Origin of the sequence: Pseudomonas phoenicis (assembly GCF_047302395.1) — a bacterium.
Taxonomy (GTDB): Bacteria; Pseudomonadota; Gammaproteobacteria; order Pseudomonadales; family Pseudomonadaceae; genus Aquipseudomonas.
On sequence record NZ_CP154852.1, the window covers coordinates 4,397,462 to 4,420,599 of the forward strand.

The following is a 23,138-nucleotide window of genomic DNA, read 5'->3' on the forward strand; positions in this document are numbered from 1 at the left end:
GAGGGAATGAGGCCAGGGCTCAGGCCTTGACGGTACGTTTTTCGATGCGTTTCTCGAACCGGCCGACGATCACCCGATCGACGAAGATGCCCGGCGTATGGATCTCGCTCGGCAACAGCACGCCAGGCTCGACCAGTTCCTCTACCTCCACCACCGTGATGCGTCCGGCCGTGGCTGCCAGCGGGTTGAAGTTCTGTGCGGTGTTGCGGTAGACCACGTTGCCGTAATGGTCGGCCTTCCAGCCTTTGACGATGGCGAAGTCGCCGGTGATGGCCTCTTCGAGGATGTACGAGCGACCGTTGAACGCCCGCACTTCCTTGCCTTCGGCCACCGGTGTGCCAAAACCTGTAGCGGTGAAGAACGCCGGAATGCCCGCCCCACCTGCACGCATCTTTTCCGCCAGGGTGCCTTGAGGGGTGAGTTCCACTTCCAGTTCGCCGCTGAGCAGTTGCCGTTCGAACTCGGCGTTTTCGCCCACGTAGGAGGCGATCATCTTGCGGATCTGGCGGTCTTCGAGCAGCACGCCCAAGCCGAATCCATCCACACCGCAGTTGTTGGACACCACCGTCAGGCCGCGCACGCCCCGACGCTTGATTTCGGCGATGAGGTTCTCCGGGATGCCGCAGAGGCCGAAGCCGCCGGCCAGGACTGTCATACCGTCCGTGAGCCCTTCCAGGGCTTGTTGATAGCTGCTGACGCGTTTGTCGAGTCCGGCCATGGTGGGTTGCCTTGTGCGAGATGGAAGGTAAGGCCATGTTCACGCCTGGCGACTTATTTGTTAATTTTGTTTTCGTGATGGATTGATAAAACTTCCAAAAGAGCCTATCCCATGAATGTCAAGCAGCTACGCGCTTTCGTCAGCGTGGCCAAGTTCCAGAGCTTCGCCCAGGCCGGTGATCACCTGCACATTTCACAACCTGCGCTGAGCCTGACCATCAAGGCGTTGGAGGAGAACCTCGGCGGCGCGCTGTTCACCCGGACCACCCGCAGCGTGAGCCTGACCGCCGAAGGCGAGGTCCTGTTGCCGTTGGCGCGGCGCCTGCTGGCCGAATGGGATGACACCGAACAGCAGCTGCGCCAGCGTTTCACCTTGCAGCTGGGCCGCGTCGCGGTGGCGGCGATGCCGTCGTTCGCCGGCAACCTGTTGCCGCCGGCGCTCAAGGTGTTCCGTCAGCGTTACCCGAAAGTCAATGTCACTGTGCACGACGTCATCAACGAGCAAGTACTGGAACTGGTGCGCCACCGCCGCGTCGAACTAGGCATCGGTTTCGAGCCGGACAGCGGTGAAGGCTTGCACTTCCATCCGCTCTACATGGACCGTTTCGTTGCCGTGGTACCTGCCGACTCGCCTCTGGCGAGCCGTGCGCACCTGGCCTGGCGCGATTTGCTCGACCAGGACTTCATTGCCTTGCAGCGCCCTTCCGCCGTACGCCTGCTGCTCGAAGAACATGCGCCCGTCGCGGCAGGATCGCTGGCCGTGGCGTTCGAAAGCCACCAGTTGTCCACCATCGGTCGTATGGTCGCCAGCGGTCTGGGCGTAAGCGCCGTGCCTGCGTTGTGCATCCGGCAGATGCAGGAGCTGGGCGCCCGCTGCGTACCTCTGGTGGAGCCCAGCGTGGAACGGCGCATCGGCATCATGGCGCTGAGCGAACAGAAACTCTCTACCGCAGCCCAGGCGTTACTCGATGTGCTGCTGGCTCACACACAGATTCCGGAGATGACATGCACTACATGAAATTGGCAGGTTGCGACGTTCCGGTCATCGGTCAAGGCACCTGGTACATGGGCGAGCGCCCCGACCAGCAGGCCGCCGAAGTGGCCGCGCTGCAACAAGGCATCGATTTGGGCCTGACCCTGATCGACAGCGCCGAAATGTACGCCGAGGGCGGCGCCGAACGCGTGGTGGGCAAGGCCATCGCCGGCCGCCGCGACAAGGTCTGCCTGGTCAGCAAGGTGTATCCGCACAACGCCAGCCGGCGCGGCGTGGCCGAGGCCTGCGAGCGCAGCTTGCAGCGCCTGGGCACCGACCACCTCGAGCTGTACTTGCTGCACTGGCGCGGCCAGCGTCCACTGGAGGAAACCATCGAAGCCTTCGAACGCCTGCGCGAACAAGGCAAGATCGGTGCCTGGGGCGTGTCCAATTTCGACCTGGACGACATGCGCCGCCTGCCCTCCCCGGCCTGCGCCGTCAACCAGGTGCTGTACAACCCCAGCCAGCGCGGCATCGAATTCGATCTGCTGCCCTGGAGCCGCGCCGAACGCATGCCGGTCATGGCCTATTGCCCGCTGGCGCAAGCCGGGCGCTTGCTCGGGCACCCCGTGTTGGCCAGGATCGCCGAGGCGCATGGCGCGACCCCGGCCCAGATCAGCCTGGCCTGGGTGGTTCGGGGCGGCGGCGTGTTGGCCATTCCCAAAGCGGTCAAGCCTGAGCATGTGCAGCTGAATGCGGCGGCCGGTGCCCTGCGCCTGACCCCCGAAGACCTGCAGGCCATCGACGATGCCTTTCCTGCGCCGATGCGCAAGCAGCGGCTGGCTATCGTCTGATTGCACCCCGTTGCAGTTCACCCTGACCGGCTCCTCATGCCGTTCAGGGGGCTATGATTGCGGCACATGCCACGCTAACCACTGGACTTCTCATGCTCACCGCCTTGCTGTTCGACCTCGATGGAACCCTCACCGACACCGACACCCTGCACCTGCAAGCTTTTCGCGATCTGCTCTTGGAGCACGACGGTCGCGAGCTGAGCACCGCCGAGTTCGAAACCAAAGTCAGCGGGCGCGCCAACCAGGCCCTGTTCGCCGACCTCTTCCCCGAACGTTCGCCCGCCGAGCGTCAAGCCTTGGCCGAGCGCAAGGAAGCGCTGTTTCGCGAACGCTCGCCGCACTTGCAACCCCTACCCGGTCTGTTGCGTGTGCTCGAGCATGCACGCCGCATGAAGCACGGCCTGTGCGTGGTCACCAATGCGCCGCGGCTCAACGCCGAACACATGTTGCGCGCCATGGGCCTGGAACAGGCGTTCGACCACGTACTGGTCGCCGAAGAATTGAGCCGGGCCAAACCCGACCCCCTGCCCTACCTCACCGGCCTCCAGCGTTTGGGCGCTCGAGCCGCGCAAGCTTTGGCCTTCGAAGACTCGCTGCCTGGGGTCGCGGCGGCGACCGCCGCAGGCATCTTCACGGTGGGCTTGAGCACTACGCAGCCGGCGCAGCGACTGCTGCAAGCCGGTGCACAGCTGGTGATCGAGGACTTCGACGATCCGCGGCTATGGGCTTTGCTGGACAGCCACGGCCAGGCCTGAACGCAACCGCCTAAGCGTGGTTGGATTGAAGTAACCGAGCCAAGCCTTGCGCCAGCTCAGCGCGGCGGAACGGCTTGCGCAGCACCTCGAAACCGTTCAACTCGCTCGGGCTGAGGTTGGCATAGCCGGTGATGATCAGCACAGGCAGCTGGGGCATGCGCTGCCGAACCTCCTGGGCCAACTCGGCACCGGTCACGTCCGGCATCACTTGGTCGGTCAACAGCAGATCGGGCACGAATCCGGTTTCGAGCAGCGCCATGGCTTGGGCCGCGCTCTGCGCCTCGGTCACCTGGTAGCCCAGGTCGCGCAGCTGCAACGCCGTGGCCTGGCGCACGATTTGCTCGTCGTCGACCAGCAGCACATGGCAACCGCTCGGAGTGGGCAGCACTTCGGGGCAGTCGCTCTCGCGACAAGCGACCGGTAAGGCAGTCGCCGGTAGCCACAAGGTCGCCTGGGTGCCTTGGTGCGCTTGCGAATGCACGGTAAATCCCCCGCCCGACTGCAACGCCAAGCCCTGGACCATCGGCAGGCCCAGGCCCACACCCTGGCCAACGGTCTTAGTCGAATAGAAGGGTTCGGTGCAACGTGCCAGGACTGCCTCGGGCATACCGCAGCCATCGTCGGCTACCTGCAGCCAGATCAGCTGCCCGGCGACGATGCCGGGCGGTCGGGCGGTGCAGTCTTCCACCAAGCCTGCGCGGATCTCCAAACGCCCTCCCTGGGGCATCGCATCGCGGGCGTTGATCACCAGATTGAGCAGCGCCAGTTCCAATTGGCTCGGATCGATGACCACGCCTGGCAAACCCGCGTCGATGTCCACCTGCAAGGCGATGGTCGGTCCCAGCGAACGGGCGATCAGTTCGCGCATGCCTTCGATCAGATCGGCCAGCGCCACCACTTCGGGCTTCAAGGTCTGCCGCCGGGCAAAGCTGAGCAGCCGGCCGACCACCGTGCGCGCCCGGTCGGCGGCCAGCAACGCACTGTCGATCAAACGCCCCGAACGTGGATCAGGCACGCGCCGCTGGATCAATTCCAGCGAAGCGATGATGGGGGTGAGCATATTGTTGAAATCGTGCGCGATGCCGCCGGTGAGTTGCCCGATCATTTCCATCTTGCGCGATTCGTGCAGTTGCAACATCGACGCTTCGCGCTGCGCCAGCATGCTCGACACGCGCTCTTCCAGGCTGACGTTCATGGCCAACAGGTTCGCTTCGGCGCGAGCATGCACGATGGCCGTCCAGGCCAGCTTGGCGGTTTCTTCTATCAGCAGACGTTCGTCGTCGGCGAAGGCATGGGGCGTATTGAAGTGCACGGCCAGGGTGGCATCCAAGTGCTCGCCCGTATGCACCGGCACCAGCAGGCTGGCGCGCAGGCCGCCACTGTCCGACGCGGTACAGCCCACAGCCACCGCTTGGCCTTGCGCCAAGCACTCATGGAGGCGCTCGCCGTGGTGCGCATAGGTCTGCTCGCGCTCCAGCGCAGGTACCCCAGCGAGCCATTGCTGCTCGATGTGAAAGCGCTGGCCGTCACCGGCATCGCGGCCGAAAAACACCCGCGATGCCCCCAAGTGTTCGCCAAGGCGACGTGTCGCAACAGCTTCGATCTGGGCGGCGTCCTTGATCTGCGGCAGCGTGCGGCCCAACTCCAGCAAAAAGGCCTGGCGCCGCTCGAACTGCACGCGCGCCGTGGTTTCGGTGACGATACACAGCACGCCGCCGATGGAGCCGTCGACTTCGCGCACAGCCGAATAAGACACATCGAACCAGGCGGTTTCGCCCAACCCGCGCCGTTCGATGTAAAAAGGCCGGTCGGCGGCCGAGAACGTTTCACCGGTCTCGCGCACACCCCGTAGCAACGGCTCGAGATCGTCCCACAGCTCGCTCCAGTTTTCCTGGGCCGGACGCCCCAACGCCTGAGGGTGCTTGGCACCGATGGTCGGCGCATAGGCATCGTTGTACAACGCCACGTACTCGGGGCCCCAGAAGAGCACGATCTGCGCCTTGGCCGGCAAAATGGTCGCCATCAGGGTTTGCAGACTGGGCGGCCAGCTCTGTGCGGCGCCAAGGGGCGAGTTGCGGTGATCCAATGTTCGCAGCAAGGTGCCGATCGTCCCACCTTCGCGCAAAAAGCCCGGGGGTACGGCATGCGGGCGCTCTACGGCGCCGTCGGGGTAAAGATTCATCTCACGTAAGTCATCGGAATCCAAAGAGCCAGGGGTAGGGTTCTGCAACCTATGAGATCAAACGGGCGCAGACGTTCCACCCAAGGTCGGCTGAACCGTCCGGACGGCGATGACAGCGGCTTGCCCAGCTGTAACTTGACGTGCACGTAAAGGCAGATATAGGTTGGTCGCACCTTGCGTCCGAGCCCGATCATGAGCAGCCATACCTACAGCATCTCCGACCTGTCCCGCGAGTTGGACATCACCACACGCGCCATCCGCTTCTATGAGGAACAAGGCTTGCTGACGCCCGAGCGACGTGGCCTGGAGCGTATCTATTCGGCCCGCGACAAAGTCACGCTCAAGCTGATCCTGCGCGGCAAGCGCATCGGCTTCTCACTGGCCGAATGCCGCGAGCTGATCGGCCTGTACGATCCCGCCAGCGGCAACGCTCGGCAGTTGAACGGCATGCTGGCCAAGATCGCCGAGCGTCGCGCCCAGCTCGAACAGCAGATGCTCGACATCCAACAGATGCACCTGGAGCTCGACACCGCCCAGGAGCGCTGCGAGCAGGCACTGGCCAGCACCGGCTCGCCTCGAACCCTCTGATCCGCCATCAAGGAACACGATCATGCTTTTGCCCTCCTCCGTACGCCTGGTCGATGTAGGCCCGCGCGACGGTCTGCAGAACGAAGCCCAGCCCATCAGCGTGGCCGACAAGGTTCGCCTGGTCGACGATCTCACCGCAGCCGGCCTGGCCTACATCGAAGTCGGCAGCTTCGTCTCGCCCAAGTGGGTACCGCAGATGGCCGGCTCCGCCGAGGTGTTCGCCGGCCTCACGCCACGCGCAGGCGTCACCTACGCAGCGCTGGCGCCCAACCTGCGCGGCCTGGAAGATGCGCTGGCCGCCGGCGTCCAGGAAGTGGCCGTGTTCGCGGCCGCTTCCGAAGCGTTCTCCCAGCGCAACATCAACTGCTCGATCGGCGACAGCCTGAAACGCTTCGAACCGCTGATGGCGCTGGCACAGGCCGAGGGCGTACGGGTACGCGGCTACGTGTCCTGTGTCCTGGGCTGCCCCTATGAAGGCACTGTGCGCGCCGAACAGGTGGCGCCGGTGGCGCAGGCCCTGCGCGGCATGGGCTGTTACGAGGTTTCGTTGGGCGACACGCTTGGCACGGGCACGGCCGGCGATACGCGGCGGCTATTCGACGTGGTCGGTCGGAGTGTGCCGCGTGCGCAGTTGGCCGGGCACTTTCACGACACCTACGGCCAGGCCCTGGCCAACGTCTACGCCAGCCTGCTCGAAGGCATCAGCGTGTTCGACAGTTCCGTGGCCGGGCTGGGTGGCTGCCCCTACGCCAAAGGCGCTACCGGTAACGTCGCCACCGAAGACGTGGTGTACCTGATGCAGGGGCTGGGCATCGACACCGGCATCGACCTCGATCTGCTGATAGCAGCCGGGCAGCGCATCAGCGACGTGCTGGGGCGGGCCAACGGTTCTCGGGTGGCAAGGGCACGCAGCGCAGCCATGGCTTCGCAGTGATACAGGTGGGGCGTCGAGTGTTACCGCTCCCACAACGTTCAACAGAAAGTCGGGTAACAGGGAAACAATTCGACAGAATTTCAGGCATGGACGATTCAGCGAAATCAGCTAAGAGCCTGTTTTTAAAAGGCTTTCAAAAGTTGGCACGCCACCTGCTATATCTTTCGTACAACAAGAACAACAAAACGCACCAACCAATAAAAACAACAGACAACGGTTCTGACATAACAAAAACAACACGGCAGAAGCGTAGCAAGCAGATCTTTTTGGAGTCGATGGGTTTTCCGGGGTGTTGCCCCGCACCTGGCACAGAACAACAAAACTACCCTCAGGTAGCGACGGTCAGGCTGGATCAGCAATGATGGACATCGATCAGCGCTCAAAAAAATACGTTTGCTCTTGAGCCCCGTGTGGGGGCCACCGCTCCACCCGGACATGCCGACAAAAACAACAAACGGTACGTCCCGAACAATAAGAAAGAGCAGGCAACATACCTCAAGGGGAGCTTCGGCTCCCCTTAGTGCTTTCTACGGACCAGGGGCTGCGTTCGAACCGCAATCGGTTGCAAGCAGGGCCCTGGCGCACGACGATTCCAGACAGATCGCTGCGGGAACATCGCACTGGGCCGCTGAACGGCTCATCTCAGTTTTTCGAAGCGCGAAGCCTTTCTTTCCAAACCCTGGGTCTGGATCAAGGTTTGGTTTCTTCTTCCTTTTTCTTGTCCTCGCGCTGCCCGCCAATGCGTTCCACCAATGCTGGCATGCTGCTCAGCACCAGCAAGCCCAGCACCGTACTGATCAACGCCGTGGCCTCGCGGCCCATACCCGCCGCCGTGCCGATCGCCGCAGTCATCCACAATCCCGCTGCGGTGGTCAGCCCTTTGACATGGCTGGGGTCGCTGCCGTTGCCCTTGAGGATGGTTCCGGCGCCAAGAAAGCCGATACCCGCCACGATGCCTTGGATCACCCGGCTCATCGCCTGTTCGTCGGCACCGGCCATGCTCGGTGCCAGCACGAACAGCGCGGCGCCCATGGACACCAGCATGTGCGTACGCACACCCGCCGACTTGCCGCGATGCTCGCGCTCGAAACCGAGCACCGCGCCCAGCACCGCCGCCATCATCAGACGCACCAGAATCCGCGCCACTTCCTGCTCGTCCGTCACGTCGGCGAACTCCGCCGCCACGGCCGTCCATACGTTGTCCAGCCAATCGTCCATCGGCGTTCGCTCCTTGGTTCAGCCTAGGGCATTGACCCTGTCTCACCGCCGGAGTGCCCTTGCCCACCGTTCGCCGCTTGCGCGGAGCAATCGATCCGGCGCGCAGTCACAACCTGTGCATACCCACCGAGAGAGAGGAACTCCACATGCCCGTCCACATCGACGAAACCACCCATCGTTGCACGCTGACCGGCGCCGACCTGCGCCTTGAAACCGCCGGCTCCGACATCGAGATCGTCACCGACGAACAGCTACGCATGTCAGTCGCCGTGGCCGCCGGACAGCGCGTGCCGGTCACCGAGGCCGAGGCCGATGCCTTGACCGTGGCAGGCGCCAAGGACGCTCGCAAACACCTCAAGGCGAGCGTACCAGGCTCGATGATCTGACCGCAGCGGCACTCCTGATACGGTTTTAGCAGCGCAAATTGAGGCTGTACTGCAAACAGCGACGCGGCCATAGTGGCGGGCGGTCGACGCCGACCGCCCCGCCCCGCCCACCCGCCTGCCCGCCGAGCTGCCATGAAACGCTACGAACGCTTTGCCGACGACATCGCCGAACTGATCCGCAGCGGGGTGCTCGGCCCCGGCGAGCGGCTGCCGTCGGTACGCTATGCCAGCCAGACCCACGGCGTCAGCCCTTCGACCGTGTTCCAGGCCTATTACCTGTTGGAACGTCGCGGCCTGATCCGCGCCCGTGCGCGCTCGGGCTACTTCGTCAACAGCCACGCCCCGCGCGCCTTCATCGAGCCGCAGACCCTGGCGCCGATCAGCGAATCGACCGATGTCGATGTCAGCGCGCTGGTGTTTTCCATCCTCGACTCGATCAAGGACCCGGCCACCGTCCCCTTCGGCTCGGCCTTCCCCAGCCCCAAGCTGTTCCCGCTGCAACGCCTGGCCCGTTCGCTGGCCAGCGCCGGGCGCAACATGGACCCGCAGGTGGCGGTCACCGACCTGTCGCCGGGCAACCCGCAACTGCGCCGGCAGATTGCCCTGCGTTACATGGTCACCGGGCTGATGCTGCCCATGGAGGAATTGCTGATCACCAACGGCGCTCTGGAAGCGCTCAACCTGTGCCTGCAAGCGGTGACCGAGCCAGGCGACCTGGTGGCGATCGAAGCGCCGGCGTTCTACGCCTGCCTGCAAGTGCTGGAGCGGCTCAAGCTCAAGGCGGTGGAGATTCCGGTGCAGCCGCGCGAAGGCATGGACCTGGCAGTCCTGGCGCAGACCCTGGACAAGCACCCGATCAAGGCCGTGTGGTGCATGACCAACTTCCAGAACCCGATGGGCGCGAGCATGCCGGAGGCCAACAAACAGGCGCTGGTGGCGTTGCTGCGCCAGCATCAAGTGCCGCTGATCGAAGACGACGTCTATGCCGAGCTGTATTACGCCCAGCACGCGCCCAAACCGGCCAAGGCCTTCGACACCGAAGGACTGGTGATGCATTGCAGTTCCTTCGCCAAGAGCCTGGCCCCGGGCTATCGCATCGGCTGGGTCGCCGCTGGGCGCTACGCGCAGAAGGTCGAGCGGCTCAAGCTGATGACCTCGCTGTGCGCCTCGATGCCGGCCCAGGCCGCGATCGCCGACTACCTGCAGCACGGCGGCTACGACCGCCACCTGCGCAAGCTGCGCTATGCCCTGGAAGGCCAGCAGGCCAACATGCTCGCCGCCGTGGCCAAGTACTTTCCGGCACAGACGCGGGTCAGCCGGCCGAGCGGCGGCTATTTCCTGTGGCTGGAGCTGCCCGAGCGCATCGACGCCCTGAAGCTGTTCCACATGGCCCTGGCCCAGGGCATCAGCATCGCGCCGGGGCCGATCTTTTCGCCGACCCGGCGCTTCGGCCACTGCATCCGCCTGAACTACGGCAGCCCCTGGAGCGACACCGCAGAGCAGGCCATGGAAACCCTGGGGCGGATCATTCGCTCGTTCTAGACCGGCGTCGCGTCAGTGCCCACCCGAACCGGGCGGCGCCTTGGCGCTGAACGGCGGCTTGGCGAACCACACCAGCAGGATCAACCCGGCGAAGATCCAGGTCATGAGGGTGAAATAGTCCACCGTCGACATCATGTAGGCCTGGCCGTTGACGATCTGCTCGAGCTGGGCGTAGTTCTGCAGGCTGGCGCCGCCCATCTGCTCCAGGGTATGGCGGGTCGCCAGGTCGTACGGGGTGATGTGCTCGGTCAGATAGGCATGGTGCTGATCGGCGCGGCGAATCCAGATCCAAGTGGTCAGTGACGCTGCGAAACTGCCGCCCAGCGTGCGCAGGAAGGTCGCCAGACCCGAACCGTCGGCGATCTGGTGCGGCGGTAGATCCGAGAGCAGGATGCTCAAGGTCGGCATGAAGAACAGCGCCACGCCGATGCCCATGAACAACTGCACCAGGGCGATGTGCTGGAAGTCCACTTCACTGGTGAAGCCGGCGCGCATGTAGCAGCTCGCGCCAATCGCCAGAAACGCCAGACCTGCCAGCAAGCGCAGGTCGAAACGATGCGCGTACTTGCCCACGAACGGCGACATCAACACCGGCAACAGGCCGATCGGCGCCACCGCCAGGCCCGCCCAAGTCGGGGTGTAGCCCATCTGCGTCTGCAACCACTGCGGCAGGATCAGGTTGATACCGAAGAACCCGGCGTAGCCGCCGACCAGCACGATGGTACCGACACGGAAGTTGCGGTGCACGAACAGGCGCAGGTTCACCACCGGGTGCCGGTCGGTCAGTTCCCAGATGACGAAGATGCACAGGAACACCAGGGAAATCAGGCTGCCGGCCACGATGAACGGCGATTCGAACCAGTCCAGGTCGTTGCCCTTGTCGAGCACCACCTGCAGAGCGCCGACGCCGACGATCAGGGTCAGCAGGCCGATGTAGTCCATGGGCTGGCGACTGGTGTGCACCGGCCGCGCGCGCATTTGCTGGCGCACCACCGCGGCGGCGAACAAGCCGATGGGGATGTTGATGAAGAAGATCCACGGCCAGCTGTAGTTGTCGGTGATGACGCCGCCGAGAATCGGCCCGGCGATGGGCGCCACCACCGTCACCATCGCCAGCAGCGCCAGGGCCATGCCGCGCTTGGCCGGGGGATACACGGCGATCAACAGCGTCTGCGTCATCGGATACAGCGGGCCGGCCACCACCCCTTGCAGCACGCGGAAACCCACCAGTTCGGGCATCGACTGGGCGATGCCGCAGAGGAACGAGGCCAGCACGAACAGCAGGGTCGCCCAGATGAACAGCTTGACCTCGCCGAAGCGCCGGCTCAGCCAGCCGGTCAACGGCAAGGCGATGGCGTTGCTCACGGCGAACGAGGTGATGACCCAGGTGCCCTGCTCGTAACTCACGCCCAGGTTGCCGGAGATGGTCGGCAAGGCCACGTTGGCGATGGTGGTGTCGAGCACTTGCATGAAGGTCGCCAACGACAGGCCGATGGTGGTCAGCAACAGGCTCGGCGGCGTGAACTGGGCAGCGGCCGGCTGGCTCATGGCGTGGCCGTCTTGCCGGCGGCGCTGTTGTCACGGATCAAGCGGGCGATCAACGCATCGGCCTCGCCCAGCTGCTGGTCGTAGACCTGGGTGCTGTAGGTGGCCTGTTGCGGTGGCTGCTGGGCCAGCACAGGGCCGTCCTGGTCGTGCAGATCGACTTCGACCACCGTGGACAAGCCGATGCGCAGCGGATGGCGCTGCAATTGCTCGCGGTCCAGGGCGATGCGCACAGGCACCCGCTGCACGATCTTGATCCAGTTGCCGGTGGCGTTCTGCGCCGGCAGCAGGGCGAAGGCGCTGCCGGTGCCGGCCCCCAGGCTCTGCACGGTGCCGCGGTATTCGATGTCGTCGCCGTAAAGGTCGGCGGTCACGCTCACCGGCTGGCCGATGCGCATGTCGCGCAACTGGGTTTCCTTGAAGTTGGCGTCGATCCACACTTCGTCCAGCGGAATCACCGCCATGGTCGCGGTGCCTGGTTGCAAGCGCTGGCCCAGTTGCACGGTGCGCTTGGCCACATAGCCGGTCACCGGCGCCACCAGGGTGGTGCGCGCATGGTCGAGGTAGGCCTGGCGCAGCTCGGCGGCGGCGGCCATGACCTCGGGGTGCGAGGCGACCTGGGTGTCGTCGACCAGGGCGGTGCTGGTGTTGAGCTGCTGGCGGGCGCTGTCCACGGCGCTTTGCGCAGTGGTCAGATCGTCGCGGGCATGGGACAGCTCTTCGGCGGAAATCGCCCCGCCGTCGGCCAACGCCTTGCGCCGGTTGTAGTTGTCGCGCGCGGTCTTCAACGCCGCCTGGCGCGACTGCACCTGGGCCTTGAGCGCATCGACGTTGCTGTACAGCCCGCGCACCTCGCGCACCGTACGCGCGAGCTTGGCCTGGCTGGCCTGCAAGGCCACCTCGGTGTCGGACGGGTCGAAGCGCAGCAGCACCTGCCCGGCGTGGACCAGATCGCCATCGTCGGCGCCGATGCTGGTGACCGTGCCGGTGACCAAGGGCGTGATCTCCACCACGTTGCCGTTGACGTAGGCATCGTCGGTGTTCTCTTCCCAGCGCCCGACCAGGCTGTACCACGCCCAACCGGCCGCCGCGCCGAGAATCACCAACAGCAGCAAGCCGAGCAGCCAGAGCTTGCGCTTGCGCGAATTGGCAGGCTTGTCGGCGGTTTGGCCAGCGGGCTCGGCGGGAGCGTTGGCGTCGGGGGAAGTGGCCATGGCAGTACCTTGAAAAAAGTCGGAAGGGTTCAACGGTTGCCGAAGCGACGCACCGTCATCGGGTCGCCGGCATCGAGCAGGATCTTGGTCAACAGGCGCTCGAGGGTGCGTAGCTCGTCGGGAGCGAGCACGCCGACCAACTCGTTCATGGCCTTGGCGCCGACCTCGGGCAAGCGGTCGGCCAGGCGTTGACCTTCGCCGGTCAGCACCAGGCGCACCTGGCGACGGTCCTGCGGGCAGCGCTGGCGTTGGATCAGCGCCTTCTGCTCAAGGCGATCGAGCATGCGCGTCATGGACCCGCTGTCCAGGCCCAGGCACCGGCACATTTCGGCGGGCGTATCGAGCTGCAACTGAGTGATGATCACCAGCACCTTGAACTGCGCAGCGGTCACGCCTTCGCTCTCCAAGTGCGCATCGAGGATGCGGTCCTTGAGAATCGCTGCGCGCCCCAACAGCAAACCAAGGCTGCAGTCGGAGAAATTGTCTGGCGTGAAGTGGGGCATGGCGCACACCTGAGCTAAGTGTGTGCAAATGTTACTGCCTAGGCAGTGAATGTCAAAGACTTTATTAGCAGCCTAATTATTGGAATGACCTGCCGCTGCCTTATACATGCCTAAGGCAGGCGGCAACCCCTGCCAGAAAGCAACTCACACGCTATGGGGCCATTCGCAATCTCGGGGCGGACTCGCCCCATCAGCCCGGATCGCCGTCGCGTTCACGAACCTCTGCCCATTCAGGCCTGGGTGCTGACCATGCTCCCGGCACTGCTCTTGTTCGCCTCGGCCAGGGCTGCCAGCAGCTGACTGGTCGCGGTCATCAGGCTGGCATTGATCGTAGCGATGTTGGCTTGCTGGGCGGCCACGGCGGTCTGCTTGGCCTGGTCGCTCATCTGCTGGGCACTGATCGATTCCAATTGGCGCTGCGCTTCGGCCAGCTGTTTCTGCAGATCCTTGATCATCTGCTTGAGCGCCTTGATCGCATCCGACTCAGTGTCTTCGCTGCTGGCGCCGCCTGCCGCCGGTGCCTGGGTCTGCAAGCCTTGATTGAACGCCTTGCCTTGCAGCTGTACGGCCGAGGTCTGCTCGGTGGTGTCGGGAGCCTCTGCAGTGGCAGCAGAGGCAGGAATCGTCGCTGACGGCACGACGAGGTTGGAAAAATTCACCATGGTTCCTCCTGGAATGGGCGCGATGGGGCGTAGCCGCTGTATCGGCAGTTCGTCCAAAAGCTGTAGGCCTCGAGGTCGGCTTTTCTACCCCGCAGCGCAGGCGCCGACGCTAAATTCGCCCGGCACTGGCTCGTTCCCTTGATGTACCCGTGCAGGCGCTGCACCCCTCGGCAGGCATGCCGCTCTCCACTCCTATGGACACCCGCCATGAGCCAGACTTCACCTTCAGCCCCTTTGAAAGACCTGATCGGCGTGGGCTTCGGCCCCTCCAATCTGGCCTTGGCCATCGCCCTGGAAGAACTCGCGCAGACCCACGGTCATGCCCTCGACGCCCTGTTCATCGACAAGCAGACCGATTACCGCTGGCATGGCGAGACCCTGGCCAGCCAGAGCGAGTTGCAGATCTCCTTCCTCAAGGACCTGGTGTCGCTGCGCAACCCCACCAGCCCCTACAGCTTCGTCAACTATCTGCACCAAAAACGGCGCCTGGCCGACTTCATCAACCTCGGCACCTTCTATCCTTGCCGCCTGGAGTACAACGACTACCTGCGCTGGGCCGCCGAGCACTTCGCCACCCAGGCCCAGTATGGCGAGCAAGTGCTGCGTATCGAGCCGGAGGTGCATCAGGGCAGGGTCGAACACCTTCGGGTGGTCTCGCAGGATGGGCAAGGCCGGGAAATCGTCCGCCGTAGCCGCTCGGTGGTGGTCGGTACCGGCGGCACGCCGAAGATTCCGGAGATTTTCCGCAGCCTGAAGGACGACCCGCGGGTATTCCACCATTCCCAGTACCTGAGCAGTGTCGCCAAACTGCCCTGCACCCAGGGCAAGGCCATGCGCATCGCAGTGATCGGTTCGGGACAGAGCGCCGCTGAAGCGTTCATCGACCTCAACGACAGCTACCCGTCGGCGAAGGTCGACATGATCCTGCGTGCCGCCAGCCTCAAACCTGCCGACGACAGCCCCTTCGTCAACGAAATCTTCGCCCCGGACTACACCGATCTGGTGTTCAACCAGCCGGCCGCCGAGCGCGGCAAACTGATCGAGCAGTTCCACAACACCAACTACTCGGTGGTGGACCTGAACCTGCTCGAACGCATCTACGGCATCCTCTACCGGCAGAAAGTGGCGCATCAGTTCCGCCACAACGTGCTGTGCCGACGCCAGGTCGAAACCGTGGTCGCCAACCCGGACGGCATCGAGCTGACCATCACCGACCTTGCCACCGGCCAGCAGCAGACCCACCGTTACGATGCCGTGATCCTGGCCACCGGCTATGCCCGCAGCTCGCACCGTGAGCTGCTCGCACCGCTGGCCGGCTACCTGGACGACTACGCGGTGGATCGCAACTACCGCGTTCTGGCCAGCCCCGGCTTGCAGGCTTCGGTGTACCTGCAAGGCTTCTGCGAAAGCAGCCACGGCCTGAGCGACACCTTGCTCTCGGTGCTGCCGGCGCGGGCGGCGGAGATTGGCGAAGCCCTTTTCGAAGAGCTAGGCTGCCAGCGCGGGCGTATGCCACGCTCGGCGCTGGCCAACAGCGCTTGAAATAGCTACCGCCCACCCCGCCACCCTTCGAAAACCGGCCTGCGCGGCAACCGCACAGGCCGGTTTTCCGCGCTTGAAACAAATTCTTTCAATTAAGTGCGTAGGATTTTTATTCTCATTCGTCCTTACTAGTGCGGCCCATTTAGGCTGGGCGTTCGCTCGACCCCATTTCTAGAAGAACGACTGATGGCTCAATCTCCCAAAAAATCCAAATCCAGGCTGTGGTTCCTGGTCCACAGCTGGCTCGCGTTGCCGATCTGGTTTTTCGTCTTGATCGTCTGCTTCACCGGCATGCTCGCCGTGGTCAGCCATGAAATCGTCTGGCTGGCCGACCCGGACGTGCGCGCCACCGCCCCCTCCTCGGACGCAGAGCGGCTGAGCTATCAGCAGGTGATCGATGCAGTGCACAAAGCCCAACCGGAGCTCGCCGTCGAATGGCTGAACCAGCCCGACGGCTCGCATTTCGCGCTCAACATGGGCGTCACCCGGCCCGACGGCTCCAAGCCCACGCTCTACGTCAACCCCTATACCGGGGCGATCCAGGGCCAGGCGCCGGACTTCAACTTCCAGGCCTTCACCCGTGCCTTGCATGGCTGGTGGCTGGTGCCCTTCACCAGCGGCTACAGCTGGGGCTGGTACCTGGTGTCGCTGCTCGGGCTGCCGATGCTGGCGTCCTTGGTCACGGGCCTGGTGGTCTACAAGAAATTCTGGCGCGGCTTCTTCAAACCCGTGCGCACCGGGCACGGTTCGCGCATTTTCTGGGGCGACTTGCACCGTCTGGCAGGGGTCTGGTCGATCTGGTTCATCGCGGTCATTTCCATCACCGGCACCTGGTTCCTGATCCAGGCGATTCTGGCCGACAACCACATCACCATTTCCAGCGAACCCGCCGTGCCGGTGATCGCCCGCGAGCAAGTGCCGCAGATGCCCGATGGCAGCCCGGCGCCGCGCATCGACCTGGACCAGGCGATGCTCATCGCCCAGCAGCAGATGCCAGGGCTGGACTTCACCTATGTGTTCATGCCGGGCACCGCTTACAGCCACATCTACATGATGGGCCGCGGCTGGTACCCCTTGATGATGCAGACAGCGTCGGTCAACCCCTATACGCAGAAAGTCGACAGCCAGTTCGTGCTCTCGGACCGCACGGCCCTTGAGTTCGTCACCGAATCCATGCGCCCCTTGCACACCGGTGACTTCGGCGGCCTGGCGATCAAGCTGGTGTGGTTCTTCTTCGGCCTGGTGTTGACGCTGATGGTGCTGAGCGGCCTGTTGATCTGGACCAAGCGCACGGCTCAAGCCACCGCCGCGGCCCTCAAACGCAGCGAGCGACCGGCGCGGATGAACGCAGGCATTACGCGCAAAACGCCCGAGCCTGCCGTGGAGGTGCAGCCATGAGCCGCGCACAAGCCCAGCCGACGGTCGGCTTCAGACGCTGGTGGCTGAAGTGGCGTTTCCACCTGAACATCCTGCTGATCCTGATTCCGTTGGCGTTCATGCCCAAGTACTTCGCCGACATGCGCATGTTCCGCGGTGACGACGGCCTGGGCCAGCACATCCAGGCCGACATTCCGGTAGGTCGCTGGAGCGTGAGCCTGGCCGAAATGCTCGACCAGCCGCCGGTGCAAGACGGCCCTGCGGGCTACTTCAAAGTGTTCAACCTCGCCCTGTGCGCCACCTGCGACGAAGGCGTCAAGGCCATCTACCTGCGCATCGGCAAGCCGCGCAGCCTGCGCGCCGCAGGCAGCATCCTGTTCGGCTCGCAGTACCGCATGGCCACTTCGCTGCCGATTCCGCCACGCACTCGGCCCGACGCGCAGGTCTGGATCACCATCGAAGGCTGGGACGGCAAACTGTACCAGGCATCAGTACCCTTGGCCGACGCATCGCCCGCGACCGCGGCCTGGCTCGCCAAACAAGGAGGCAATCCATGAAACACCTGATCCGCAGGCTCGCCCTGCCCTTGCTGGTACTGGCCGCAGGCCCGGCGCTGGCGCACAACCCCATGTGCGAATGCGACGAGAAAGGCAACGGCGAAATCACCTGCAAAGGGGGCTTCTCGGACGGCAGCGGCGCGCCTGGGGTGACCCTCGACGTCATCGGCTACGACGAGCAGGTGCTGGTCGGCGGCAAGCTCGGCGACGACTCGACCCTGACCTTCAAGCGCCCCGACGGCGAGTTCTACGTGCTGTTCGACGCAGGCCCCGGCCACGTGGTGGAAGTCGACCACGCCGACATCGCCGCGCCATGAGCCGCGCCCAAGTCGTGCGCCCGGCCGGTGCCGGGCACGAAACCCTCTACGTACTGCTGGCCGCACTGGTGATCGTGCTGCTGGCCGCGGCCGTGGTCGGTGTTCGCGGCGCCCGGGAAGACGAAGTGGCGCTAGGCGCCCACGAGATCGACGCCCGCCGCGACCTCACGCCAGCCGAGCAAGGCCTGTACACCGACCTGCGCGTGGCCGCCGACGAAATGCGCCTGCTGCGCGAAGACACCGGCAGCAGCCCTGACATCGCCCTGCTGGCCGAAGAGGGGCTGCCGCCGTTCGTGGTCGATGCCAGCAGCGAGAGCCGCGGCCGCCACCAATGGCAGCGCCTGAGCGACGACGCCTACCTGGGCCGTAGCCAGGCCGCAGAAGTGGCTGGGAGCTTCCTGCTGTTGCTGCCTGCCGGGGCCGGTACCGAACCCGTGGTCTGGTTGCGCCGCCAGAACGATGCCACGCCCCCGCCCGACCGATCCGCCACGGCCCTGGCCGACGCCGGTTGGCAGCAGGTCGTCAGCCACTACGACGCTGGGGTCACCCGCCAGCACCGTCACTGAAACAAGGACTCCCCCATGTTCCGCTCCGCCCTGGCGCGTCGCGCCCTTGCCCTGCTGGTCGCCTGCGCCCTGCCCGCCCTGGCCCTGGCCGACGCCGGCAAACCCCTGCGCATCGGTATCACTCTGCATCCCTATTACAGCTATGTGAGCAACATCGTCGGCGACAAGGCCGAAGTGGTGCCGCTGATCCCGGCCGGCTTCAACCCGCATGCCTACGAGCCGCGCGCCGAGGACATCAAGCGCATCGGTACCCTGGACGTGGTGGTGCTCAACGGCGTGGGCCACGACGACTTCGCCGACCGCATGATCGCGGCCAGCGAAAAGCCCGACATCAAGACCATCGAAGCCAACCGCAACGTGCCCCTGCTGGCGGCGACCGGCATCGCTGCGCGCGGCGCCGGCAAGGTGGTCAACCCGCACACCTTCCTGTCGATCAGCACCACCATCGCCCAGGTCAACAACATCGCCCGCCAACTGGGCGAGATCGATCCCGACCACGCGGCGTATTACACCAAGAACGCCCGCGCCTACGCCAAGCGCCTGCGCGGCCTGCGCGCCGCCGCCCTGGCCAAGGTCAGCGCGGCGCCCAACGCCAATTTCCGTGTCGCCACCATCCACGCCGCCTACGACTACCTGCTGCGCGACTTCGGCCTGGAAGTCACTGCCGTGGTGGAGCCGGCCCACGGCATCGAACCGAGCCCGGCGCAGTTGAAGAAGACCATCGACCAGCTCAAGGCGCTGGACGTCAAGGTGATCTTCTCGGAGATGGACTTCCCCTCGGCCTATGTCGACACCATCCAGCGCGAAGCCGGCGTGCGCCTGTATCCGCTGACGCACATCTCCTATGGCGAATACACCAAGGACAAGTACGAGGTGGAGATGCAGCGCAACCTCGATACCGTGGTGCGCGCCATCGAGGAGAACCGCACATGACCGCCGCCGCCAAGCTCGCCGGCGTCGGCGGGCCGCGCATCGAGTTCGCCGGCATCGATCTGACCCTGGGCCGCACGCGGATCCTCGAACAGGTCAGCTTCGACGTCGCCGCCGGCAGCATTCACGCCATCGTCGGCCCCAACGGCGGCGGCAAGAGCTCGCTGATCAAGACCCTGCTTGGGCAGATGCCGCACCAGGGCCGGCTGACCCTGCACTGGCCAGGCTCCAGCGAAGTGGTCGGCTACGTGCCGCAGGCCCTGGAGTTCGATCGCGGCTTGCCGATGACGGTGGACGACTTCATGGCCGCCATGTGCCAGCGTCGCCCGGCTTTTCTCGGCTTGTCGCGCCGCGTGCGGCCGGCCATCGACCAGGCGCTGGAGCGCGTGGGCATGCTCGACAAGCGCAAGCGGCGCATGGGGGCGCTGTCGGGCGGCGAGCGCCAGCGCGTGCTGCTGGCTCAGGGGCTGATCCCGGCGCCGCAACTGCTGGTGCTCGACGAGCCGATGTCGGCCCTCGACGAAGCCGGCATCCAGGTCTTCGAACAACTGCTGCACGCCTGGCGCGCCTCGGGCACCACGGTGCTGTGGATCGAGCACGACTTGCAGGCCGTCTTGCGTCTGGCCGACCGGGTCACCGGGCTGAGCCGCCAGGTGCTGTTCGACGCAGCGCCGGCCGAGGCACTGACCCCGGAGCGTTTGCTCAGCCTGTTCTCCGTCCATCCACGCCGCGAGGGCGCCGCCTGATGAGCTTCGAAGTGTTTCGTCAACTGATTCAAGAGTGGGCCGCCGCCGGATATCTGCCCGAAGCGCTGGCCTATGGTTTCGTCATCAATGCCCTGCTGGCCGGCGCGATGATCGGACCGGTCCTGGGCGGACTGGGTACGTTGGTCGTGGTCAAACGCTTCGCCTTTTTCTCCGAAGCGGTCGGCCATGCCGCGCTGACCGGCGTCGCCATCGGCATCCTGCTCGGCGAACCCTACACCGGCCCTTACGGCAGCTTGTTCGGCTACTGTCTGCTGTTCGGCATCCTGCTCAATTTCCTGCGCAACCGCACCGGGCTGTCGCCCGATACGCTGATCGGCGTGTTCCTCTCCGTGTCGCTGGCCCTGGGCGCCAGCCTGCTGTTGATGCTGGCCGGCAAGATCAACGTGCACATCCTGGAAAACGTGCTGTTCGGCTCGGTGCTGACGGTCAGCCCCGAAGACCTGCTGGTGCTCGGCAGCGTCGCCCTGCTGGTGGTGGCGTTGGCGGTGCCGCTGTACAACCGCATCATGCTCGCCAGCTTCAATCCGCAACTGGCGGCGGTGCGTGGCGTGGCGGTGAAGACCCTCGACTACCTGTTCGTGGTGCTGGTGACCCTGGTCACGGTCGCGGCGGTGAAAGTGATCGGCGCCATTCTGGTCGGCGCGTTGCTGGTGATTCCTGCGGCGGCGGCGCGCCTGGTGAGCCAGTCGCTCAAGGGCTTCTTCTTCGCTTCGGTGCTGATCGCCACCCTCAGCACCCTGGCCGGCATCCTCTTGCCGATCGTCTTCGACCTGCCCATTCCGTCGGGCGCGGCGATCATTCTGGTGGCAGGCGCGTGCTTCGCCCTGGCCGCCCTGGCCCGCGCCCTCGTTCCACGCCTGCAAGGAAACCCGGCATGAACCTGTCCCTCAAGCATCTGACGCTCGCGCTCGCCTTGGCCGGCGTGCCCTCTCTGGGCATGGCCGCGCCTGCCACCGACGCTGGCGCCGCAAGGTCGCCCGCCGCGGGATCGCCCGCCGCGGGATCGCCCGCCGCGTCGATGACCGTCCTGACCACCTTGCCCGTCACCCACAGCCTGGCCGCCGCGCTGCTCGAAGGCACTTCGGTACGGATCGAGCGCGCCGCGCCAGCCAACCTGCCGGCCAGCCGCCAGCCATCGTTCTTCAGCACCCGCGGTGGCGCCGGCCTGGACAAGGCCGCGCGCCAGGCCGATGCCGTGATCGGCTTGCGCTCGATCTGGCGCGACGATCCGCTCTACCCGATGGCCCGACGCAGCAACATCCGCATCGTCGAAATCGACGCCGCGCGGCCGGTGGACGGTGCTCTGCCGGGCATCGCCGTGCAGGGCGACGATGCCTTCGCCGCTTACCCCTGGCTGAATCCGAGCAACCTCGGCCGCATGGCCGATGTGCTGGCCAACGACCTGGAGCGTCTGGCGCCCGCCGACAAGGCGCGCGTGCAGAGCAACCTCGCGGGGCTCAAACGCCAGTTGCTGGCGTTGCAGTCGGCCAGCCAGACGCAACTGGCCGAAATCGACAACCTCAGCGTGGTCAGCCTCTCCGAGCGCCTGAGCTACCTGGCCGGCGGCATGAACCTGGACCTCATCGACCAGCCGCTGCCGGCAGGCGATCAATGGGACGCTGCGGCCCTGAAACTGCTTGGCGACAACCTCAAGGCGAACGACGTGGCCGTGGTGCTGCATCATCGCCAACCCAGCCAGGCCGTGGCCGAAGTCATCAAGGCTTCGGGCGCCGAGCTGGTAGTGCTCGACAGCGATGCCGAAGACACGCTGGCCGGGCTCAAGGCCAGCGTCGACCAAGTGGTGGCGGCCCTGCGCGGTTGACCTGCCGCTGCGCTCCCGGCAAGCAACGGCGCAGGCGCTGCGGCCAGCCGGCGCCAGGCTGCTGGGTAGCTCCAGCTCGACGATGCAGGACCCACATGGGTGGTCGAGGATAGGCCTGGCCAACTCCGGCGGCGGCGCCAGAGGGCCTGCGGCGGGCTGCTACACACTCCGGCAGCTATGTAATGGATTGTACAAAGCAGAAGGCCAATTGCTATGCTGGCGCGCTTGGGCCACACCCCTGGCCGCCTCTATCAGTAAGTACCGTTCATGAAAATCGCCCTCGTCCTGATCTTCGTCCTGTCCATCGGTTACGTGCACCTGCGCGGTCGCGTGCGCCACAAACTGACTCGGCAACTGGGCGACCACTCCAGCTTTCTCGCGCCGATCAACAGCTTCCTCTATCTGTTCTCACGCCACCCCGCCAAACCCTATCTGCCGGTCGAGGCCTTCCCGGAGCTCGCACCCTTGCAGGCGCATTGGCAGGAGATTCGTGAAGAGGCCGTGCAGTTGCTGCACGGCGGCGAGATCAAGAAGTCGGAAAACTACGACGACGTGGGCTTCAACTCGTTCTTCAAGACCGGCTGGAAACGCTTCTATCTCAAATGGTACGGCGAGAGCCACCCATCGGCCCTGACGCTGTGCCCGCGCACCACCGAACTGTTGCAAAGCATCGGTACGGTCAAAGCGGCCATGTTCGCCACGCTGCCACCAGGGGCCAAGCTGGTGCGCCATCGCGACCCCTATGCGGGTTCCTACCGCTACCACTTGGGCCTGGACACCCCCAACGACGACGGCTGCTACATCGACGTCGATGGTGAAAAGTACGCCTGGCGCGACGGTGAGGCGGTGGTGTTCGACGAGACCTACATCCATTACGCCGCCAATACCACCGAACACAACCGCATCATCCTGTTCTGCGACATCGAGCGCCCGCTCAAGTACCGCTGGGCCACTGCGTTCAATCGCTGGTTCAGCCGTAACGTGATGTCCGCAGCGGCCGCGCCCAACGATGCCAACGACAAGACCGGTGCGATCAATCGCCTGTTCACCCGCATCTATCGCATCCGCGAGCGCGGCAAGGCGCTGAAGAAGCGCAACCGCACCCGCTACTACCTGGAAAAGTGGGCCGTGGTGGCCGCGTTGGTCCTGGTGTTCATCTATATCTGAGCCTGTGTTGGGCCACCGGC

Annotated in this window: 25 protein-coding genes; 18 read left to right on the forward strand and 7 right to left on the reverse strand. The window is 64.9% G+C overall.

Annotation, left to right across the window (positions count from 1 at the left end):
• Positions 1–19 precede the first annotated feature (19 nt).
• The gene (locus tag AA0Z93_RS19960; protein WP_413047258.1) at positions 20–718 is read right to left on the reverse strand and encodes a CoA transferase subunit A; all 699 of its coding nucleotides are present in this window, start codon (positions 716–718) and stop codon (positions 20–22) included.
• Between the two features lie 111 nt (positions 719–829).
• On the opposite strand from AA0Z93_RS19960, the gene AA0Z93_RS19965 reads away from it, so the two are divergent.
• The 3 genes from AA0Z93_RS19965 to AA0Z93_RS19975 all read left to right on the forward strand — a co-directional run bounded on the left by AA0Z93_RS19965 (position 830) and on the right by AA0Z93_RS19975 (position 3,299).
• The gene (locus AA0Z93_RS19965) at positions 830–1,735 is read left to right on the forward strand and encodes a LysR family transcriptional regulator (RefSeq protein WP_413047257.1); all 906 of its coding nucleotides are present in this window, start codon (positions 830–832) and stop codon (positions 1,733–1,735) included.
• Complete coding sequence (locus tag AA0Z93_RS19970) at positions 1,723–2,544, forward strand: aldo/keto reductase (RefSeq protein ID WP_413047256.1); 822 nt, start codon at positions 1,723–1,725, stop codon at positions 2,542–2,544. The genes AA0Z93_RS19965 and AA0Z93_RS19970 overlap by 13 nt, the downstream gene beginning before the upstream one ends.
• 92 nt (positions 2,545–2,636) lie before the next feature.
• Positions 2,637–3,299 carry an HAD family hydrolase gene (locus AA0Z93_RS19975; protein WP_413047255.1) on the forward strand — a complete coding sequence of 221 codons (663 nt, stop codon included), beginning with the start codon at positions 2,637–2,639 and terminating at the stop codon, positions 3,297–3,299.
• A gap of 10 nt (positions 3,300–3,309) precedes the next feature.
• Here AA0Z93_RS19975 and AA0Z93_RS19980 read toward each other — a convergent pair whose 3' ends face one another.
• On the reverse strand, positions 3,310–5,481 hold the full coding sequence (locus tag AA0Z93_RS19980; RefSeq protein WP_413047254.1) for a response regulator: 2,172 nt from the start codon (positions 5,479–5,481) through the stop codon (positions 3,310–3,312).
• A gap of 192 nt (positions 5,482–5,673) precedes the next feature.
• Here AA0Z93_RS19980 and AA0Z93_RS19985 point away from each other — a divergent pair, with 192 nt between their 5' ends.
• The 3 genes from AA0Z93_RS19985 to AA0Z93_RS19995 all read left to right on the forward strand — a co-directional run bounded on the left by AA0Z93_RS19985 (position 5,674) and on the right by AA0Z93_RS19995 (position 7,365).
• Positions 5,674–6,069, forward strand: coding sequence for a MerR family transcriptional regulator (locus AA0Z93_RS19985; RefSeq protein ID WP_413047253.1), 396 nt, complete (start codon positions 5,674–5,676; stop codon positions 6,067–6,069).
• A 22-nt stretch (positions 6,070–6,091) separates the two neighbouring features.
• Positions 6,092–7,003, forward strand: a complete 912-nt coding sequence (locus AA0Z93_RS19990) for a hydroxymethylglutaryl-CoA lyase (protein WP_413047252.1) — start codon at positions 6,092–6,094, stop codon at positions 7,001–7,003.
• An 86-nt stretch (positions 7,004–7,089) separates the two neighbouring features.
• Positions 7,090–7,365, forward strand: a complete 276-nt coding sequence (locus AA0Z93_RS19995; RefSeq protein WP_413047251.1) for a hypothetical protein — start codon at positions 7,090–7,092, stop codon at positions 7,363–7,365.
• Between the two features lie 328 nt (positions 7,366–7,693).
• Here AA0Z93_RS19995 and AA0Z93_RS20000 read toward each other — a convergent pair whose 3' ends face one another.
• Positions 7,694–8,221: an MgtC/SapB family protein gene (locus AA0Z93_RS20000; RefSeq protein WP_413047250.1), complete on the reverse strand. Its 528-nt coding sequence runs from the start codon at positions 8,219–8,221 to the stop codon at positions 7,694–7,696.
• A 146-nt stretch (positions 8,222–8,367) separates the two neighbouring features.
• Here AA0Z93_RS20000 and AA0Z93_RS20005 point away from each other — a divergent pair, with 146 nt between their 5' ends.
• Entirely contained in the window at positions 8,368–8,607 is a 240-nt protein-coding gene (locus AA0Z93_RS20005; protein WP_413047249.1) for a DUF3203 family protein, read from the forward strand.
• A 132-nt stretch (positions 8,608–8,739) separates the two neighbouring features.
• Positions 8,740–10,149 (forward strand): GntR family transcriptional regulator MpaR, encoded by a 1,410-nt coding sequence (gene mapR / locus AA0Z93_RS20010; RefSeq protein WP_413047248.1) that lies wholly within the window; start codon positions 8,740–8,742, stop codon positions 10,147–10,149.
• Positions 10,150–10,161: 12 nt separating this feature from the next.
• Here mapR and AA0Z93_RS20015 read toward each other — a convergent pair whose 3' ends face one another.
• The 4 genes from AA0Z93_RS20015 to AA0Z93_RS20030 form a co-directional block, all read right to left on the reverse strand.
• The gene (locus tag AA0Z93_RS20015) at positions 10,162–11,697 is read right to left on the reverse strand and encodes a DHA2 family efflux MFS transporter permease subunit (protein ID WP_413047247.1); all 1,536 of its coding nucleotides are present in this window, start codon (positions 11,695–11,697) and stop codon (positions 10,162–10,164) included.
• Positions 11,694–12,908, reverse strand: a complete 1,215-nt coding sequence (locus tag AA0Z93_RS20020; protein ID WP_413047246.1) for an HlyD family efflux transporter periplasmic adaptor subunit — start codon at positions 12,906–12,908, stop codon at positions 11,694–11,696. Before AA0Z93_RS20020 ends, AA0Z93_RS20015 begins: the two co-directional genes overlap by 4 nt.
• A 29-nt stretch (positions 12,909–12,937) precedes the next feature.
• Positions 12,938–13,411, reverse strand: coding sequence for a MarR family winged helix-turn-helix transcriptional regulator (locus AA0Z93_RS20025; RefSeq protein ID WP_413047245.1), 474 nt, complete (start codon positions 13,409–13,411; stop codon positions 12,938–12,940).
• A 230-nt stretch (positions 13,412–13,641) separates the two neighbouring features.
• The gene (locus tag AA0Z93_RS20030; RefSeq protein ID WP_413047244.1) at positions 13,642–14,073 is read right to left on the reverse strand and encodes a hypothetical protein; all 432 of its coding nucleotides are present in this window, start codon (positions 14,071–14,073) and stop codon (positions 13,642–13,644) included.
• Positions 14,074–14,280: 207 nt separating this feature from the next.
• Here AA0Z93_RS20030 and AA0Z93_RS20035 point away from each other — a divergent pair, with 207 nt between their 5' ends.
• From AA0Z93_RS20035 to lpxO, 10 genes are all read left to right on the forward strand, one after another.
• Positions 14,281–15,615, forward strand: coding sequence for a lysine N(6)-hydroxylase/L-ornithine N(5)-oxygenase family protein (locus tag AA0Z93_RS20035; protein ID WP_413047243.1), 1,335 nt, complete (start codon positions 14,281–14,283; stop codon positions 15,613–15,615).
• A 186-nt stretch (positions 15,616–15,801) separates the two neighbouring features.
• On the forward strand, positions 15,802–17,013 hold the full coding sequence (locus AA0Z93_RS20040) for a PepSY-associated TM helix domain-containing protein (RefSeq protein ID WP_413047242.1): 1,212 nt from the start codon (positions 15,802–15,804) through the stop codon (positions 17,011–17,013).
• A complete protein-coding gene (locus AA0Z93_RS20045) occupies positions 17,010–17,549 on the forward strand; it encodes a thiamine pyrophosphate-binding protein (RefSeq protein WP_413047241.1) in 540 nt (179 codons plus the stop codon). Before AA0Z93_RS20040 ends, AA0Z93_RS20045 begins: the two co-directional genes overlap by 4 nt.
• Complete coding sequence (locus AA0Z93_RS20050; protein WP_413047240.1) at positions 17,546–17,866, forward strand: hypothetical protein; 321 nt, start codon at positions 17,546–17,548, stop codon at positions 17,864–17,866. Before AA0Z93_RS20045 ends, AA0Z93_RS20050 begins: the two co-directional genes overlap by 4 nt.
• Positions 17,863–18,432 carry a DUF6162 family protein gene (locus AA0Z93_RS20055; RefSeq protein WP_413047239.1) on the forward strand — a complete coding sequence of 190 codons (570 nt, stop codon included), beginning with the start codon at positions 17,863–17,865 and terminating at the stop codon, positions 18,430–18,432. The genes AA0Z93_RS20050 and AA0Z93_RS20055 overlap by 4 nt, the downstream gene beginning before the upstream one ends.
• A 15-nt stretch (positions 18,433–18,447) precedes the next feature.
• A complete protein-coding gene (locus tag AA0Z93_RS20060; RefSeq protein WP_413047238.1) occupies positions 18,448–19,365 on the forward strand; it encodes a metal ABC transporter solute-binding protein, Zn/Mn family in 918 nt (305 codons plus the stop codon).
• Positions 19,362–20,108, forward strand: a complete 747-nt coding sequence (locus AA0Z93_RS20065) for a metal ABC transporter ATP-binding protein (protein ID WP_413047237.1) — start codon at positions 19,362–19,364, stop codon at positions 20,106–20,108. Before AA0Z93_RS20060 ends, AA0Z93_RS20065 begins: the two co-directional genes overlap by 4 nt.
• On the forward strand, positions 20,108–21,007 hold the full coding sequence (locus AA0Z93_RS20070; protein ID WP_413047236.1) for a metal ABC transporter permease: 900 nt from the start codon (positions 20,108–20,110) through the stop codon (positions 21,005–21,007). The genes AA0Z93_RS20065 and AA0Z93_RS20070 overlap by 1 nt, the downstream gene beginning before the upstream one ends.
• Before the next feature lie 2 nt (positions 21,008–21,009).
• Entirely contained in the window at positions 21,010–21,951 is a 942-nt protein-coding gene (locus AA0Z93_RS20075; protein ID WP_413048394.1) for a metal ABC transporter substrate-binding protein, read from the forward strand.
• Positions 21,952–22,218: 267 nt separating this feature from the next.
• Positions 22,219–23,118 carry a lipid A hydroxylase LpxO gene (gene lpxO / locus AA0Z93_RS20080; protein ID WP_413047235.1) on the forward strand — a complete coding sequence of 300 codons (900 nt, stop codon included), beginning with the start codon at positions 22,219–22,221 and terminating at the stop codon, positions 23,116–23,118.
• Positions 23,119–23,138: the final 20 nt, after the last annotated feature.

Bases quoted from the DNA above. Each gene is read 5' to 3' on its own strand.
- AA0Z93_RS19960 (WP_413047258.1), bottom strand. From the start codon at position 718: ATGGCCGGACTCGACAAACGCGTCAGCAGCTATCAACAAGCCCTGGAA.
- AA0Z93_RS19965 (WP_413047257.1), top strand. From the start codon at position 830: ATGAATGTCAAGCAGCTACGCGCTTTCGTCAGCGTGGCCAAGTTCCAG.
- AA0Z93_RS19970 (WP_413047256.1), top strand. From the start codon at position 1,723: ATGCACTACATGAAATTGGCAGGTTGCGACGTTCCGGTCATCGGTCAA.
- AA0Z93_RS19975 (WP_413047255.1), top strand. From the start codon at position 2,637: ATGCTCACCGCCTTGCTGTTCGACCTCGATGGAACCCTCACCGACACC.
- AA0Z93_RS19980 (WP_413047254.1), bottom strand. From the start codon at position 5,481: ATGAATCTTTACCCCGACGGCGCCGTAGAGCGCCCGCATGCCGTACCC.
- AA0Z93_RS19985 (WP_413047253.1), top strand. From the start codon at position 5,674: ATGAGCAGCCATACCTACAGCATCTCCGACCTGTCCCGCGAGTTGGAC.
- AA0Z93_RS19990 (WP_413047252.1), top strand. From the start codon at position 6,092: ATGCTTTTGCCCTCCTCCGTACGCCTGGTCGATGTAGGCCCGCGCGAC.
- AA0Z93_RS19995 (WP_413047251.1), top strand. From the start codon at position 7,090: ATGGACGATTCAGCGAAATCAGCTAAGAGCCTGTTTTTAAAAGGCTTT.
- AA0Z93_RS20000 (WP_413047250.1), bottom strand. From the start codon at position 8,221: ATGGACGATTGGCTGGACAACGTATGGACGGCCGTGGCGGCGGAGTTC.
- AA0Z93_RS20005 (WP_413047249.1), top strand. From the start codon at position 8,368: ATGCCCGTCCACATCGACGAAACCACCCATCGTTGCACGCTGACCGGC.
- mapR (WP_413047248.1), top strand. From the start codon at position 8,740: ATGAAACGCTACGAACGCTTTGCCGACGACATCGCCGAACTGATCCGC.
- AA0Z93_RS20015 (WP_413047247.1), bottom strand. From the start codon at position 11,697: ATGAGCCAGCCGGCCGCTGCCCAGTTCACGCCGCCGAGCCTGTTGCTG.
- AA0Z93_RS20020 (WP_413047246.1), bottom strand. From the start codon at position 12,908: ATGGCCACTTCCCCCGACGCCAACGCTCCCGCCGAGCCCGCTGGCCAA.
- AA0Z93_RS20025 (WP_413047245.1), bottom strand. From the start codon at position 13,411: ATGCCCCACTTCACGCCAGACAATTTCTCCGACTGCAGCCTTGGTTTG.
- AA0Z93_RS20030 (WP_413047244.1), bottom strand. From the start codon at position 14,073: ATGGTGAATTTTTCCAACCTCGTCGTGCCGTCAGCGACGATTCCTGCC.
- AA0Z93_RS20035 (WP_413047243.1), top strand. From the start codon at position 14,281: ATGAGCCAGACTTCACCTTCAGCCCCTTTGAAAGACCTGATCGGCGTG.
- AA0Z93_RS20040 (WP_413047242.1), top strand. From the start codon at position 15,802: ATGGCTCAATCTCCCAAAAAATCCAAATCCAGGCTGTGGTTCCTGGTC.
- AA0Z93_RS20045 (WP_413047241.1), top strand. From the start codon at position 17,010: ATGAGCCGCGCACAAGCCCAGCCGACGGTCGGCTTCAGACGCTGGTGG.
- AA0Z93_RS20050 (WP_413047240.1), top strand. From the start codon at position 17,546: ATGAAACACCTGATCCGCAGGCTCGCCCTGCCCTTGCTGGTACTGGCC.
- AA0Z93_RS20055 (WP_413047239.1), top strand. From the start codon at position 17,863: ATGAGCCGCGCCCAAGTCGTGCGCCCGGCCGGTGCCGGGCACGAAACC.
- AA0Z93_RS20060 (WP_413047238.1), top strand. From the start codon at position 18,448: ATGTTCCGCTCCGCCCTGGCGCGTCGCGCCCTTGCCCTGCTGGTCGCC.
- AA0Z93_RS20065 (WP_413047237.1), top strand. From the start codon at position 19,362: ATGACCGCCGCCGCCAAGCTCGCCGGCGTCGGCGGGCCGCGCATCGAG.
- AA0Z93_RS20070 (WP_413047236.1), top strand. From the start codon at position 20,108: ATGAGCTTCGAAGTGTTTCGTCAACTGATTCAAGAGTGGGCCGCCGCC.
- lpxO (WP_413047235.1), top strand. From the start codon at position 22,219: ATGAAAATCGCCCTCGTCCTGATCTTCGTCCTGTCCATCGGTTACGTG.